General features: G+C 37.4%; 12 protein-coding genes. 4 read left to right on the forward strand and 8 right to left on the reverse strand.

The features are described from left to right. Positions 1-68 precede the first annotated feature (68 nt). Both LB465_RS11725 and LB465_RS11730 read left to right on the forward strand, forming a co-directional pair. Complete coding sequence (locus tag LB465_RS11725) at positions 69-1,739, forward strand: ABC1 kinase family protein (protein ID WP_224470053.1); 1,671 nt, start codon at positions 69-71, stop codon at positions 1,737-1,739. Positions 1,740-1,797: 58 nt separating this feature from the next. Continuing rightward, entirely contained in the window at positions 1,798-3,282 is a 1,485-nt protein-coding gene (locus LB465_RS11730) for a S10 family peptidase (RefSeq protein WP_224470054.1), read from the forward strand. 145 nt (positions 3,283-3,427) lie between these two features. Here the strand turns inward: LB465_RS11730 and thrC are convergent, their stop codons facing one another. The 6 genes from thrC to LB465_RS11760 all read right to left on the reverse strand — a co-directional run bounded on the left by thrC (position 3,428) and on the right by LB465_RS11760 (position 11,569). After that, a complete protein-coding gene (thrC, locus tag LB465_RS11735) occupies positions 3,428-4,723 on the reverse strand; it encodes a threonine synthase (protein WP_224470055.1) in 1,296 nt (431 codons plus the stop codon). Further along, the gene (locus LB465_RS11740) at positions 4,723-5,646 is read right to left on the reverse strand and encodes a homoserine kinase (RefSeq protein WP_224470056.1); all 924 of its coding nucleotides are present in this window, start codon (positions 5,644-5,646) and stop codon (positions 4,723-4,725) included. Before LB465_RS11740 ends, thrC begins: the two co-directional genes overlap by 1 nt. A gap of 3 nt (positions 5,647-5,649) precedes the next feature. Further along, complete coding sequence (gene thrA, locus LB465_RS11745) at positions 5,650-8,097, reverse strand: bifunctional aspartate kinase/homoserine dehydrogenase I (RefSeq protein WP_224470057.1); 2,448 nt, start codon at positions 8,095-8,097, stop codon at positions 5,650-5,652. Positions 8,098-8,428: 331 nt separating this feature from the next. Beyond that, positions 8,429-9,892, reverse strand: a complete 1,464-nt coding sequence (locus LB465_RS11750; RefSeq protein ID WP_224470058.1) for a magnesium chelatase — start codon at positions 9,890-9,892, stop codon at positions 8,429-8,431. Between the two features lie 102 nt (positions 9,893-9,994). Further along, entirely contained in the window at positions 9,995-10,360 is a 366-nt protein-coding gene (locus tag LB465_RS11755) for an endonuclease domain-containing protein (RefSeq protein WP_394370933.1), read from the reverse strand. A gap of 78 nt (positions 10,361-10,438) precedes the next feature. Then, the gene (locus LB465_RS11760) at positions 10,439-11,569 is read right to left on the reverse strand and encodes a vWA domain-containing protein (protein ID WP_224470060.1); all 1,131 of its coding nucleotides are present in this window, start codon (positions 11,567-11,569) and stop codon (positions 10,439-10,441) included. A 195-nt stretch (positions 11,570-11,764) separates the two neighbouring features. Here LB465_RS11760 and LB465_RS11765 point away from each other — a divergent pair, with 195 nt between their 5' ends. Both LB465_RS11765 and LB465_RS11770 read left to right on the forward strand, forming a co-directional pair. Next, complete coding sequence (locus tag LB465_RS11765; RefSeq protein ID WP_224470061.1) at positions 11,765-12,580, forward strand: phosphatase PAP2 family protein; 816 nt, start codon at positions 11,765-11,767, stop codon at positions 12,578-12,580. 11 nt (positions 12,581-12,591) lie between these two features. Beyond that, positions 12,592-13,668, forward strand: coding sequence for an endonuclease/exonuclease/phosphatase family protein (locus LB465_RS11770; protein ID WP_224470062.1), 1,077 nt, complete (start codon positions 12,592-12,594; stop codon positions 13,666-13,668). Here the strand turns inward: LB465_RS11770 and LB465_RS11775 are convergent. Beyond that, complete coding sequence (locus LB465_RS11775) at positions 13,665-14,075, reverse strand: response regulator (RefSeq protein ID WP_224470063.1); 411 nt, start codon at positions 14,073-14,075, stop codon at positions 13,665-13,667. The two genes, LB465_RS11770 and LB465_RS11775, sit on opposite strands and share 4 nt — an antisense overlap. Before the next feature lie 23 nt (positions 14,076-14,098). After that, entirely contained in the window at positions 14,099-15,853 is a 1,755-nt protein-coding gene (locus LB465_RS11780; RefSeq protein ID WP_224470064.1) for a PAS domain S-box protein, read from the reverse strand.

A 15,853-nucleotide genomic window follows, 5' to 3' on the forward strand; every position in this document is an offset into this window, starting at 1 on the left:
CTACTCTTATTGGTGTTATAATTATAAATAGATATCTTTAAAATTAATAACCTACAACCAATAATTATATGTCTGTACTGCCTGACAATCTTTTGCGTTACCGGAAATTTATAGGTTTTATGCTAAAATATGGGAACAGCGATTTGTTTTCAAACACGGCTTCTCAAGCAATGGATGAAACTTCAGAAAAAAATAACGCCCACCATACTTACGATCAAACTCCCGATGAACTTGTTGAAGACTTAAAAAACATGGGCCCAACCTATATAAAAATGGGTCAACTGCTTTCTACCCGCCCAGATCTTCTTCCAGACGCTTATTTAGAAGCTTTAGCTACTTTACAGGATGATGTACCGGCAATTCCTTATGAGGAAGTACATCGTATTGTGGAAGAAGAAATTGGAACCAGGATCTCCAAAGCTTTTGAAAGTTTTGATAAAGAACCTCTTGCCAGCGCTTCTATTGGGCAGGTGCATAAAGCTACCCTAAGATCTGGTAAACCGGTGGCGGTAAAAATTCAAAGGCCGGGAATTAAAAAACAGTTCCTTTCAGATTTAGATACTTTAAAAGAGCTGGCCGATCTTGCTGTTAAACATAGTACAACCGCTCAAAAATATGCTTTTGATGATGTTTTAACCGAATTAAGACGTATTCTATTACAGGAGTTAGATTACCATCGGGAAGCTCAAAACTTAATCACGCTTGGTGACAATTTAAAGGATTTTGAATATTTAATTGTTCCGCAACCTATTCAGGATTATTCTGCTGCCAAGGTACTCACCATGGAATATATTGAAGGCAAAAAGATCACTTCAATATCACCACTTAAACAAATTGAAGTAGATTATTCGTCTCTTGTAGATCAGCTGGTAAAAGCCTATTTACAGCAGGTAATCAATGATGGATTTGTACACGCCGATCCACATCCGGGAAATATTCAATTTACAAAAGATGACAAAATTGCTCTTATAGATCTTGGAATGGTGGCTAAGTTCAGCCCGGCAATCAAAGAATTTATTTTAGAGCTTTTAATGGCTATTAGTAAAAATAATGGCGAAGAAACCGCTCGCGTTTTGTTAAGTATGAGTGAGCTTACCGAAGATGCTAATTTAAAATTCTTCAGGAAGACCATCAGCGATATTATAATGGATAGCGAGCATAGTAGGGCAAAAGATATGCAAACAGGCCGCCTGCTTATCCAATTAAACCGACTCGCAGCCAATTGCGGAATTCACCTTCCTGTAGAAGTAAATATTCTAGGAAAGATCCTTTTAAATATGGATCAAATTATCGCTGTTTTAGATCCCGATTTTGATCTTAGAGATGCTATAAAACGTCACTCCAGTAAAATGATGCGCGATAAAATGTATGAAGAATTAAAGCCTGAAAACTTCTTCTCATCCATCCTGGCCTCAAAGAAATTCCTGGAATATTTACCCGATCGTTTAAATATAATTTCAAAAAACCTTGCTGAAAACGAATTTAAAATTAAAATCGAAGCTTTTGATGAAAAACGGGTTACCGATGGTTTTCAGAAAGTGGCCAACCGCATTACCTTAGGCTTAATTATAGCAGCAATGATTATAGGTGCGTCAATGTTAATGCAGGTTCCTTCAGATTTTACTATTTTTGGATATCCAGGTCTTGCAATGCTATTTTTCCTGTTAGCCGCAATTGGTGGGATTGTTCTTAGTTATATCATTATTTTCAGGGACGAAAATCTTAATAATAAAGATTAGCACATTTGGGGAATTGTGTATTTCAGTGTATTTTTCAGTTCTAAAAAATTAGAACCACATGAGAAATATCTTTACCCCTCTATTTTTAATTGTTTTTATCGCCACGGCCTCGAGCCAAAAAGTCGAAATTCCGGTTGATACCACGGTAACAACCAAGCATTCGGTAACTATTAATTCAGAAAATATAGATTACACCGCTACCACGGGAATGCAGCCGGTTTGGAACAGTGATGGTGAACCCATAGCCAGCTTATTCTATACGTATTACAAAAGAAGCGATATAAAAAATACCGAAAACCGCCCATTGGTTATTTCCTTTAATGGCGGACCAGGTTCAGCCTCAGTATGGATGCATATCGCTTATACCGGTCCCAGGGTCTTAAAAATCGATGATGAAGGTTTTCCGGTTCAACCTTACGGAATAAAAGAAAATCCACATTCTATTTTAGATGTTGCCGATATTGTATACGTAAACCCGGTAAATACCGGTTACTCCCGCCCTATTCCAGATGAAGAAGGAAAAGTTGATAGAGAAAAGTTCTTTGGCGTACAAGCCGATATTAAATATTTAGCAGAATGGCTAAATACCTTTATGAGTAGAAACGAACGTTGGTTATCGCCTAAATATCTTATTGGAGAAAGTTACGGAACCACTCGTGTTTCAGGCTTAGCATTAGAATTGCAAAACAGCCAGTGGATGTATCTTAACGGAGTTATTTTAGTTTCACCTACAGAAATTGGGATTGAACGCGACGGCCCCGTAGGTATCGCCAATAGATTGCCTTATTTCGCGGCCGCTGCCTGGTATCACGATGCTTTACCGGCAGAGCTTCAGAATAAAGAATTAGAAGATTTACTGGAAGAAGTTGAAAGCTATACTATAAATGAATTAACGCCAATACTCGTAAAAGGTGGTTTTACTGAAACTGCTAAAAAAGAGAAAGCAGCCGAAAAAATGGCTTATTATTCCGGAATTTCTAAGGAGGTTATTCTACAAAACAACCTTGATGTAGATTATCGTTTTTTCTGGAAAGAATTAAAGCGAAAAGAAGGAACCACAATTGGCCGACTTGACTCCAGGTATCTTGGAATAGACGCTAAAGAATCCGGGGATTCTCCCGATTATAATGCTGAACTGACTTCCTGGTTACATTCGTTTACACCGGCAATAAATCATTACTTGAGACAGGATCTCAATTTTGAGACAGACCTTAAATATTTTATGTTTGGCCCTGTACATCCCTGGGATCGCGGCGGTAACAATACCGGTGAAAATCTAAGACAGGCAATGGCTCAGAACCCGAATTTAGATGTAATGATACAATCTGGGTATTTTGATGGTGCAACTACCTATTTCAATGCAAAATATACGATGTGGCAATTAGACCCAAGCGGAAAAATGAAAGACCGACTTAGTTTTAAAGGTTATGAAAGCGGGCATATGATGTATTTAAGAGCTGAGGATCTTAAAAATGCAAATGAAGATATTCGGGAATTTATAGAAAACAGCCTTCCAGAAGAAGGTGTTCCTGCTAAGTATTAAAGTAATAAATTGTTTGGGAAGTTATTTCCTTTTTAACGTCACCCTGGACTTGTTTCATGGTCTAACTATTATTTCAACCTAGATTCTGAAATAAATTCAGAATGACGATAATTAAAGCAAGCTTCCCAAACAATTTTATATAAAACTACTGAATCAAATATTCCTTCAATTCAGAGTAATCTGAAATTTCGATGGATTTCTTCGCTTTATCCATCGCTTCTTTAATCGAAGCAGGAATTTCCACTTTTTCTTCTATCACCTCCTCAACAGTTTCCAGAAACTTAACCGGATGTGCCGTTTCCAAAAATGTACCGTGGTAATCAGGGTTTTTAGTTAAAAACTCCTGAAGACCAAGATAGCCAACCGCTCCGTGGGGATCCATTACATAATCATACATCTGCTTTACTTCTTTTATAGCTTTTCTGGTTTCTTCATCAGAATAACTAAAAGAAGAAAGTTGTTTTGACAGCGGCTTAAATTCGTTCTCAAACAATTCCAGGATTCGTACAAAATTACTTGGGTTCCCAACATCCATTGCGTTAGAAATAGTTTGCACACTAGGCTTTGGACTATATTCCTGCGATTGCAAATAACGGGTAACTACATTATTTTCATTGTTTGAAGCGATAAAATGATCAATAGGCAGCCCCATCTTTTCCGCCAACATCCCGGCGCAAATATTTCCAAAGTTCCCACTAGGTACTGAAAAAGCCAGCTTTTGAGATTTTTCTGCCAATTGTTTATAAGCAAAAAAATAATAAAACATTTGTGGCAGCCAGCGCGCTACGTTAATGGAGTTAGCCGAAGTAAGCTGGCGTTTCTCACTAATTTCTGAATCGGAAAATGCTTTTTTCACCATATCCTGGCAATCGTCAAAATTACCATTAACTTCCAATGCCGTAATATTTTGACCCAAAGTAGTTAGCTGTTTTTCCTGAATTTCACTTACTTTTCCTTTAGGATATAAGATTACTACATCTATACCTTCGACTCCTAAAAATCCGTTGGCTACTGCCCCTCCGGTATCACCAGAAGTAGCAACCAACACCGTGATTTTCCCCAGATTTCCTTTTTTTACAAAATGGCCCAGGCAACCTGCCATAAATCCTGCTCCTACATCTTTAAATGCCAGCGTTGGTCCGTGAAATAGCTCCAGTGTTCCAATATTTTCTGAAATCGGAACTACTGGAAACTCAAAATCCAGTGTTTTTTTCAGGATTTCCTGTAGACTATTTTTATCAATTTCATCGCCAACGAACGGTTTTATCGCTTCGTAAGCAATTTCCTCTTTGGATAGTTTTTCCAGGTGCTGGAAGAAATCATTGGGTAAAGCCGGGATTTCTTCTGGAAAATAGAGTGCTTTTCCCGGTGCAAGTCCGCGAACAACTGCATCTTCGAAGGAAACTTTATGATTTTTATCGTTTAAGCTGAAATATTTCATTAGTTAAGTATTTTTATTCCTTCGGAATTGATTTTAGATAGATGCAGGTCAAAACCTATATTTTTATCCTGGTAAAATTCCTGAAATTCGGCTTTCACTTTTTCGGCAACAGTATCACCTTTACACAAAGCAAAAACAGAAGGTCCAGATCCTGAAATCCCGAAACCAAGAGCGCCGTTGGCGGAAGCCAAAGCTTTAAGATCGTCGAAATATGGAATTAAAATAGAACGAACCGGCTCTATAATTTCATCTTTTAAACTCCTGCCTAAAAGTTCGTAATCTTTTGTGTACAACGCACTTACCAAAGCGGCTAAATTACCCCATTGGCTAATTGCCTTTTTAAGTTCAACATTCTGCCTGATAACTGACCGAGAATCCCGGGTTTTAAGTTCGATTAGTGGATGCAACACCAACATTCGCAATTCCGGTAAACTTGGTAAACTTATAATTTCCAGCGGTTCATAACTTTTCACCAGGCTAAACCCGCCAAGTAGTGCCGGTGCAACATTATCGGCATGGGCATTTCCGCTGGCAAGACGTTCGCCTTCCATCGCAAATCTTATCAATTCGTTTGCTGAAAAAGGTTCTCCCAGTAATTTATTGATTCCAAAAACGGCACCTGCAGCACTAGCCGCGCTGCTCCCAATTCCGCTACCGGCTTTAATATTTTTCTTTATTTCTATATCGAAACCCTGTTTTTTATCAAGGGCAGCCAACATTGCTTTTGCAGAAACCCCGGCCACATTTTCATCAACCTCCAAAGGAAGATCCTGACCGGTAATTTTGGTAATTCTAAGTTTCTGTTCTGAATTTTTAGAAATGATCATCTCATCACCCACACCGTCTAAGCAACAGCCCAAAACGTCGAATCCGCAGGAAAGGTTGGCTACAGTTGCCGGTGCAAACAGTTTTATTGTATCCATAGCCTATTTCTTTCCTATTCTTATAACATCAGCAAAAATTCCCGAAGCAGTTACCTCTGCTCCTGCACCGGCACCTTTTACAATTAAAGGTTGTTCCGGATAACGTTCCGTAAAGAATAACACGATATTATCGCTACCGCTAAGGTTATAAAAAGGATGTTGAGCATCTACCGATTGTAAACCTACAACAGCTTTTCCATCTTCGAGTTGCGCCACGTATTTTAACTGTTCTCCTTTTTCAGCAGCCGATTTATAAATTTCCTGGAATTTAGGTTCATCCTTTTTCAGGAGTTCGAAAAAGTCTTCATTATTGGTGGTCGCCAAACTTTCTTCAGATAGGAAATCTTTACTTTCAATATCTTCCAGTTCCATTTCATATCCACTTTCGCGGGCAAGAATTAATATTTTTCGCGCCACATCTACCCCACTCAAATCAATTTTAGGATCGGGTTCGGTATAACCTTCTTCCATCGCCATTTCAACGGTTTTATAAAAAGGATCTTCTCCTTTATAGGTATTGAATACGAAATTCAAACTTCCGGAAAGCACAGCCTGTATTTTGGTGATCCTATCCCCTGAAGCAATTAGGTTTTTAAGGGTATCAATAATTGGCAATCCTGCACCCACATTGGTTTCATATAAAAATGAAGCTCCATATTCCCGGGCCAGGGTTTGCAATTCCTGGTAGTTTTCAAAACTATCGGCGCAGGCGATTTTATTACAGGTTACAACTGAAACTGAATTCGCTAAATATTCTCTATACCAGGCCGAAATTTCGGCACTTGCGGTGTTATCTACAAAAATGCTATTCCTAAGGTTAAATTCGTCAACTTTTTTAAAGAATTCAGCTTTATCGGCTTTTTCTCCTTTCTCTAAAGCTTCTTCCCAGTTTTGAAGATCAATACCATTTTCATCAAAAAGCATTTTTCTTGAATTTGAGAGTCCGTGTACGCGAACTTTCAGTCTTAACTTCTCCAATAGGAATTTCTCCTGTTTCTTTAATTGGTTTAATAATTTACTTCCCACATTTCCAACGCCGGTAATAAATAAATTGAGTTCTTTTGAAGGCACTTCAAAGAATTGCTCGTGTAGAGTGTTGAGCGCTTTCTTTACATCTTTCTTAGCGATTACTGCAGAAATATTACGTTCTGAAGAACCCTGTGCGATTGCCCGAATATTGATATTGTTATTCCCTAAGGCACTAAACATTTTTCCGCTTAAACCGTGGTGGCTTTTCATCCGGTCCCCTACTAGGGCTACAATAGCAACATTATCTTCAATCTCTACCGGTTTGATCTTCTTATACTGAATTTCCACTTCAAAAGCTTCATCGAGCGCTTCTTTAGCCAGTTCAGCTTCATCATCTTTAACCGCGATACAAATACTATGTTCAGAAGAAGCCTGGGTAATCAAAACCACATTAATGTTTTCCTGGAAAAGCACTTCGAAAAAACGCTTGGAAAAACCGGGGATGCCAACCATTCCACTGCCTTCAATATTCAGCAACTTTATAGAATCTATATGGGTAATCCCGGTAACCCAACGGAAGTTCTTTTCTGAAGATTTTGAAATTAAAGTTCCTTCTTCATCGGGTTTAAATGTGTTTTTAATAAGTATATTAATTTGTTTATCGAGCAAAGGTTGAAGCGTTGGCGGATAAAGGACTTTTGCGCCAAAGTGCGACAATTCCATCGCTTCCTGGTAAGAAATATCTTTAAGCGGATAAGCGTGCGGCACAATTTGCGGATTGGCCGTGTACATGCCGTTTACATCAGTATAAATAAGTACTTCTTTTACATCTAAAGCAGCACCATATAGCGCAGCTGTAAAGTCTGAACCACCTCGGCCGAGCGTGCTTGGAACCCCCTGTTCGTTTCGCGAAACAAAACCTGGTGCTATATACAGGGAAGCATCTTTTTCAGCAAAATACTTGTCGATATTTTTATTGGTTAACTGATAATTAACCTGCACCTTTTCATTCGTATTTTTACATACAATAAGTTCACGCGAATCAACATATTGAGAATTAATCCCCAGGTTTTTGAAATATTCAGCAATAATTAATGAAGATAAAACTTCCCCAAAACCAGCTACCACGTGGCGTGTTTTATTGGATAATTCGTTAAGCAGGTAAACACCTTCATATAAAGTTTCAAGGCGATTTAATTCGGTTTTTACCTTGCTCAAAATACTGCTTTGCGCATTTACCGGGATTAATTCCCGTACCGCTTCAAGATGTCTCTTTTCGTTTTTTATAAGAATATCTTTGTAGGCAAGATCTTCACGGGAAGCAAGATCGGCCATTTCCAGCAAATCGTTGGTAACTCCGCCAAATGCGGAAAAGACTACGAGGGTTTTGTCTTCCTTTAAATGTTTTTGTACTGTTTTAGCTACGAGTTTTATACGCTCTGGAGATGCCAAAGAGGTACCTCCGAATTTTAGGACTTTCATAAGTCAGATTGGTTAAATTAGAATGATTTTGTTTTAAAAAAACAGGTGTGTACGCAGGTGCTATGTAGAATTATACCCCAAAAGGGGTAATACGAATAATAGTCATGCCAGATGTGCCAAGGCCGAAAATGCCTGTTGAAGTGCTGAAATTAATATTTTCTGTAATCCTCATTTTTGACCATATTCTGGTGATAAAAGTATATAATTTTAGGGGTAATAAAAACAAAAAGGAGGCTTTCGGAGAAGAATTATGAATTTCTTTTTATTCCATAAAAAAAATACCCAATTAATAATTTAACCGGGTATTTTTTCGTTTTATTTCAATAATTACCTAAAGATCACTTATATAACTTCCGTAGAGGTCTTTAAACTGAACACCTGTGGCAAAACGATGTTTGCTAAGCTTCTTATATTCTACCAATGCCCAAAGCAAAAACTCCTTTAAAAAATAAGCGTCTTTCTCTGAAATTTCAGGCTGGTATTTCTTAATAAGCTCATTTAAAGGTTTTACAGAATCTAATTTCTTTTTGTATTCCGCATCGGTAAGATCATCGGGTAACTCAAAACCGCTTTCTTCGAAAAACCATTCAACCAGATCGTCATAAGGCGTGGTTTCATCTGGTTTTTGCAGTTTTTCTATTTTTGGAAAATACAGTGGAAATAAAGTTTTTACAGACTCACCTATTAACTGAAGTGCGACACTTGCTGCTCCTTCTTCCTCTCCTTCGTAAACGAGTTCTACTTTTCCGGTAATAGAAGGAACAACTCCAAGAAAGTCACCAAACCTCAACAAGGTTTGATCGTCACCAGATTTTAGCGAACGCCTTTCTGCGGTACTTAAGAGGTTTTCGTAAGCTGTGATACTGAGCCTGGCGCTAATCCCACTTTTTTCATCTATAAATTCACTTTCACGGGCTTCAAAACTGATTTGTTCCAAAAGATCTTTAGCGAGTTCAGGGACGTGAACCAAATCACTTTGTCTTTTATCGAGTTTTGCTTCCTGGGCGGTGATAGTTTTCGCTACCTCAATACTATCTGGATAATGCGTTAATATTTGAGAGCCAATTCTATCTTTTAGCGGAGTTACGATACTTCCCCTATTGGTATAATCTTCCGGGTTTGCAGTGAATACAAATTGAAGATCTAGTGGTAATCTTAATTTAAATCCGCGAATTTGAATATCGCCTTCCTGAAGAATATTGAACAAAGCCACCTGGATACGCGCCTGCAAATCGGGCAACTCGTTTATTACAAAAATACTTCTATTTGCGCGCGGAATCATTCCGAAGTGAATTACGCGATCATCAGCATAACTCAACTTTAAATTTGCAGCTTTAATGGGATCCACATCCCCAATTAAATCGGCTACCGTAACATCAGGTGTAGCCAGTTTCTCAAAAAAACGTTCATCTCTATGAACCCAGCTTATTGGGGTTTCATCTGCTTTTTCTTTTACCAGTTCCGTGGCGTAACGGGAAATTGGATTTAACGGATCATCATTTATCTCTGACCCCTGGATCACCGGCATATATTCATCCAGTAAATTCACCATTAAACGAGCGAGCCTTGTTTTCGCCTGACCTCTTAAACCGAGCAAATTAATATTATGTCGTGATAAAATTGCCCGTTCTAATTCCGGGATTACACTATCTTCATAACCGTGAATCCCGGGAAAAGTAGGTTCGTTTTTCTTTATTTTTTCAATTAAATTTTCCCTGAGCTCCTCTTTAATTCCCCGACTTTTATATCCGGATTTCTTTAATTCGCCAAGCGTGTTTATATTTTCTATTTTCATGTTCATTATTTTTTATTTTTGTTTAAATCCTATGGCTATTTAAACCCTCCGCCTGAATTTTTATGAAAATTCAGCCACCTCCCTTTAAAAAAGGGAGGAGCTTTAATTGGGTTTAAAACTATCTGTAATTTCCTTTAATACTGAAGGCAGAAAGTCGAATACCATTTTATTTTCAAAACGAATAACTTTAAATCCTAATCCTTGTAAATACTCCGAACGTTTTGAATCCTTTTCCTCTGCGGTACTATTTAAATGCACTTCTCCATCCAATTCAACAATTAATTTTTCTGAAGCACAGTAAAAATCTACTATATAGTTCCCAATACTATGTTGTCTTGTAAATCTTTTACCTTCAAGCTTTCTGGCTTTTAAAAAATTCCATAGAAAAGCTTCAGCCGGTGTCAGGCTCTCTCTGAGGATTTTTCGATATCCTTTTAATTCCTGACGTGTATGTATCTGTTTCCTTATCAATTATTTTTTCTTTGACTGCTCTCCTCTTTAGATAAAGAGGGGAAGTTTGGTTGTAAACCAAAACGGAGAGTTTGATCAATTTCCTCTAATTCTCTTTTTTCTATTGGTTTCGTAATCCTCAAAAATCATTTCCCCGAGACCTTTTAAGCCGGTGTAAAATGCTTTTCCCTGATTAGCGTATGTGAACTCCCTTACAAACTGCATTAAATAAGGATCTTGCGCAATCATAAACGTGGTGATGGGAATATGTAATTTTCGCGCCTGCCGGGCCATTGTATAACATTTTCCCAGAATATAAGGATCGAGTCCCATACTATTTTTATAATAAGAGCCGTCGCGTTCATGTAGGCAACTCGGTTTTCCGTCGGTGATCATAAAGATCTGACGGTTGGTGCTTCGCTTTCTTCTAAGAATATCCATAGCCAGTTTTAAACCTGCAACGGTATTGGTATGATAAGGTCCAACTTTAAGATAAGGTAGATCAGCAATTGAAACCGGCCAGGCGTCATCCCCAAAAACAATAATATCAAGGCTGTCTTTTGGATATCGGGTAGTGATGAGTTCGGCTAAAGCCATCGCTACTTTTTTCGCCGGAGTAATTCGATCTTCACCATATAAAATCATACTATGGCTGATATCTATCATTAACACCGTGCTCATTCGAGATTTGTAATGGGTTTCTTCTATCACCAAGTCCTCTTCGGTCATATTAAAATTCCCGATACCGTGGTTAATTTGAGCATTCCGAAGACTTTCGGTTACCGAAATCTTATCGGGCGAATCCCCAAATTGAAATGCCCTAAAATCGCCGGTGTGTTCGTCTCCTCTACCTACGTGATTTGTTCTATGGCTTCCGGAGGCACTTTTCTTTAATTTTCCAAAGATTTGGTCTAAAGCCTGTTTTCTAATTGCACGTTCGGTTTTAGCAGTGATTGCCATTCCGCCGCCTTCTTCTTCATTCTCCTCTTTTATGTAACCTTTCTTTTTAAGATCTTCTACAAAATCATCCAGCGTATAATCTTCTGTAGATAATTTATATTCTTCGTCCAACTGTTTTAACCAGTCTAAAGCTTCATCTAAATCTCCTGAGGTATGCGTAATTAGTTCCTTAAAAACCTCGAATAACCTGTCAAATGGTGATTTTTTAGGCTCTTCAAATTTATTAAAGACAAAACCGCTTCCCTGTCTGTAATCTTTCTTCTTCATATTCTAAAATTACGGTATTTTAGATAGAATTGGAAAGTCTTTGGCTGCAACAGGAATTAAACTTATGTTAATCTATAAATTTGTTTATGGTCTAATTATGTTGTGAATATTGTTATTCTTTTCTTAAATACTTCAGTGTTTATAATGTAGTTAAGAGATTTGAAAATAATTAAACCTACAATAAATAACAGATTAATGAAGAAATTACTTTTAATTCTTTTTTGTTTCGCTCTTAGTTATAATAGTTATTCCCAAGATTCTCCCTATAAAACTGATGGTTGGAAAGATGGGGCCTATATTGCCGGTGCTGTGGGATTAAATGTGCTAGGGTTTACTTTTATTCAAAATAAAGAAGCTCTTACCGAAGCTGAAATTGCTGCTTTAGATAAAAATGATATTTGGGGAATAGATCGCTGGGCTGCAGGGAATTATTCTAAAAATGCCGATGCATTAAGTTATATTCCTTTCTATGCTGCTTTGGGAGCACCTCTGTTTTTGTTACCCGGCGAGGCAGAGAGAAATAATTTTGGACAAATAAGTGTTTTATTTGTTGAAACCATGGCTACTACCGGTGTTTTTTATACAATTACTGCCGGTTTAATAGATAAAAGCAGGCCGTTAGTTTACAACGAAGATCTTCCTTTTGGTGAGCGTGCAGAAGGTGGCGCGCAACGCTCTTTTATTGCCGGTCACACCGCGGTAGCTTCTGCCGGAAGTTTTTTTGCAGCTAAGATTTTTAATGATTTTCATCCAGACTCTAAAGCTATCCCTTATGTATGGGGCGGTGCTACAGGAGTATCGGTATTAATGGGTTATTTGAGAACAAAAGCGGGTAAACATTTTTTAACCGATAATATTGTAGGTGCAATAGTGGGCGCAGCAAGCGGAATCTTAATTCCTGAATTACACAAAAAAGGGAAAGAGAATATAGATCTTTATCCTACGGCCAGTTTTAATGTTAACGGCACAGGAATAAACACTAAAGGCCTTGCATTATCTTATAAATTTTAAGTTTATTATCTATGGAAATTTCAGAAATAATAATGCTTGTTTTTTGTGGATTATTTCTAATCCCCAGCCTGGCATCTGCCACACGTTTTGATCAATGGTGGATTCGTGCTTTCGATTTTCCACGTATTCAAATTTCAATACTTATTATCTCGGTAATTATAATTGGTATTATTGTTTTTGATTTTTCTGAACTAATTCATTTTATAGCCATTGGCTTGCTTATACTGAGTCTTATCTATCAACTCCATAAAATTTATCCATATACCTCGCTTGCGAAAAAAGAGGTGATGGAATTTGAAGATGAAGATCCCAGCGATAATATTTCTCTTTTAGTAAGCAATGTACTTACCACAAACAACAAATACCATAAACTTCTTGAAATTGTAAACAGAAGACAGCCCGATATTCTACTTACCCTGGAATCTGACAAGAAATGGGAAGATGCCTTAAAAGAATTGGAAAAAGAATATAAATACACCGTAAAAGTTCCGCAGGATAATCTCTACGGAATGCATCTTTACTCTAAACTTAAGTTAGAAGAAACCGAAATTAGGTATTTGGTAAGAAATGATATTCCTTCTATTCATGGATTTGTTCGGTTGGATGATAATAGCAAAATTAGAATTCACTGTATGCATCCAAAACCTCCCAGTCCTTCTGAAGCCGATACTTCTACCAACCGTGACGCCGAATTGCTAATGCTGGGTAGAGATGTAAAGGATCAGGATAAAAGCGTTCTGGTTTTTGGGGATTTAAACGATGTAGCCTGGTCCAGAACTACCAGATTATTTCAGCAAATGAGTGGTTTATTAGACCCCAGGATAGGTCGTGGGTTTTTTAATACTTTCCATGCTGGTCATCGATTTTTGAGATGGCCGCTTGACCACGTTTTTCACAGCAACGATTTTACTTTAATAGAAATTGCACGCGAAAAACCTATGGGATCTGATCATTTTCCAATGTATATTAATTTGAATTTTGAACGCCGGGCCGAACAGGAACAAGAGAAACCTGAAGCTGAGGAAGAAGAAAAAGAATGGGCCCAGGATAAAATTGATGATGCAGAACCCAGGCAAAAGGGAGTCTAAACCGGCTCAAAAAAATGACTTATTTCTGAAATTTCTTTAATCTTATCACAATCTGAAGCAGAAATAGGTTTTTCTATAAAAGAACGTACCGTACTAAAGTTTTTAGCCTTCTCTTTGTCTTTCCTGTCTATAGAAGAAGTTACCATAATAACATGGTATTTAGATTTTTGTTCGTGACTTTCTAAACATTTCAAAAAATCCCAGCCATTCATATTAGGCATATTAATGTCTAAAAGAATAAGAAAATCTTTTTGTTGAGAGAGCTTTTGTTCTTGTATAATATAATCTAAAGCATCTGCAGCCTTACCAAAACTAATAGGGTTTTGAGCGATCTCGTGATTGTTCATCATTTTCTTTTGAATGAATACCACAATTTGATCGTCATCTACGATAAGTACTTCAAGCATATAAAAGAATTTAGGGCAGGAGCTTAGAATTCCTCTTCAGTCTTAATCGTGATTTTTCTAATCACCTTATCAAGCTCTTCAGACGAATTTAAGATATTATCTATGATTTCCTCAATATTATCGAGGTTATTTCGTTGGTTCTTCAACAAATCTATTAAACCCATGATTCTTGCTAAAGGAGCTCTCACTACGTGAGACTGTGTCCAGGCAATTTCACGAAGTCTTGAGTTACTGCGTTCTATAGCGTTTATGTAATTTCTTCTTTCGGTAATATCCTGTATAGAACCAATTATACGTGATGGGTTCCCACTATCGTCGGTAATTACATAGCTACGATCCAGGACATATTTATAGCTGCCATCTAAACATTGAAAACGGTATTCAATGTTTAATAATTTCTGCCCTCGTTCATAAATTGAATTGGCAGCCTCAACTACGCGTAATCTATCATCAGGATGAATTTGCTCCTGCCACCATTTTTTCGAGAATCCTAATTCATTCTGAGAATAGCCGAAAATTTCGTGAATCGCATTGCTATACTGAAAAACATCCTTTTCAATATTATAATCAGTGATCAGGTCGCTGGTAGCTTTAGCAACTATATCATAGCGTTCCAGGCTTTCCCTTAACTGTCTTTCCTGTATTTTGAATTTCGTTATATCTCTTGAATTTGCTACCAAACCGTTTATTGAGGAATCATGTCTTAGATCGCTAATAATGGTTTCCAACCAGCGCCATCCTCCAGCGCCGTCTTTATATCTATAAGATGGTAATTGATAAGATTTTTTCTTTCCTAAATATTTAATTTTATCTTTTATTCGTTCACGGTCTTCTTTATGCATATATTGAAAAACATTCTTACCTTCCATCCCTTCAGGATTTACCCCCAAAACATTCTCCACACTAGGGCTTATATAAGAATAATTAAAGTTTTCATCTATAATACTTATAAGATCACTACCATCCTGAACAAGCGCCTTAAAACGTTGCTGACTATGTTTTAACTTTTCTTCAGCCTTAAGCTTTTCAGTTATATTATGCGCCAGCGTAACCCGTGCTTCCCGGCCTCCAAATAAAATAGGGTTGCTCTGCACATCTATGTAAAGAGTCTCTCTATTTTTTGTAAAATGCTTTACTTTAACAGTAAATAACTCATGAAAATTATCTTGAACTACTTTCTCAATTCTATCGTCTTCTTCGGCCCATAAATCCCTAACCGTCATTTTCATGAATTCTTCTCGGGAATAGCCATAAAGTTTAGTTGCCGCCTGGTTTACGCTTAAGAACTCTAAGGTATGCCTGTCTAAGACCCACATAGGCAAAGGACTGGAATCAAAAAGGGTGCGGTATTTTTCTTCAGATTCGTATAGTTGTCGCTGTACTTTCTTCCGCTCCATACTATAATGGATGCTTTTTGAAAGATTAGAGGCATTAATTTCATCTTTCAACAAATAATCTGAAACTCCCCAGGAAAGGGTTTTAGCGCCATAATCTTTATCTGTATACCCAGTAAGCACCACTACTGGAGCACCATTTGAGATAGAGAGGATATTTTTTACAAGTAATTCGGTATTATTAATATCTGGAAGTGATAAATCGAGCAGTACGGTATTGAAATTTGAATGATTCTGAAGAATTTCTTTCGCTACTTTAAAGTTTTCGGCACGCTGTATTTCCAGGGCATGGTGTTCTTCAGACAGGTAATCTTGAATAAGCATAAAATCACCTGGGTTGTCTTCAATAACCAAGATTTTTAATTCCCCGGAATTTTTCCTCAT

It is taken from the genome of Salegentibacter lacus (assembly GCF_020164555.1).
Lineage (GTDB): Bacteria > Bacteroidota > Bacteroidia > Flavobacteriales > Flavobacteriaceae > Salegentibacter > Salegentibacter lacus.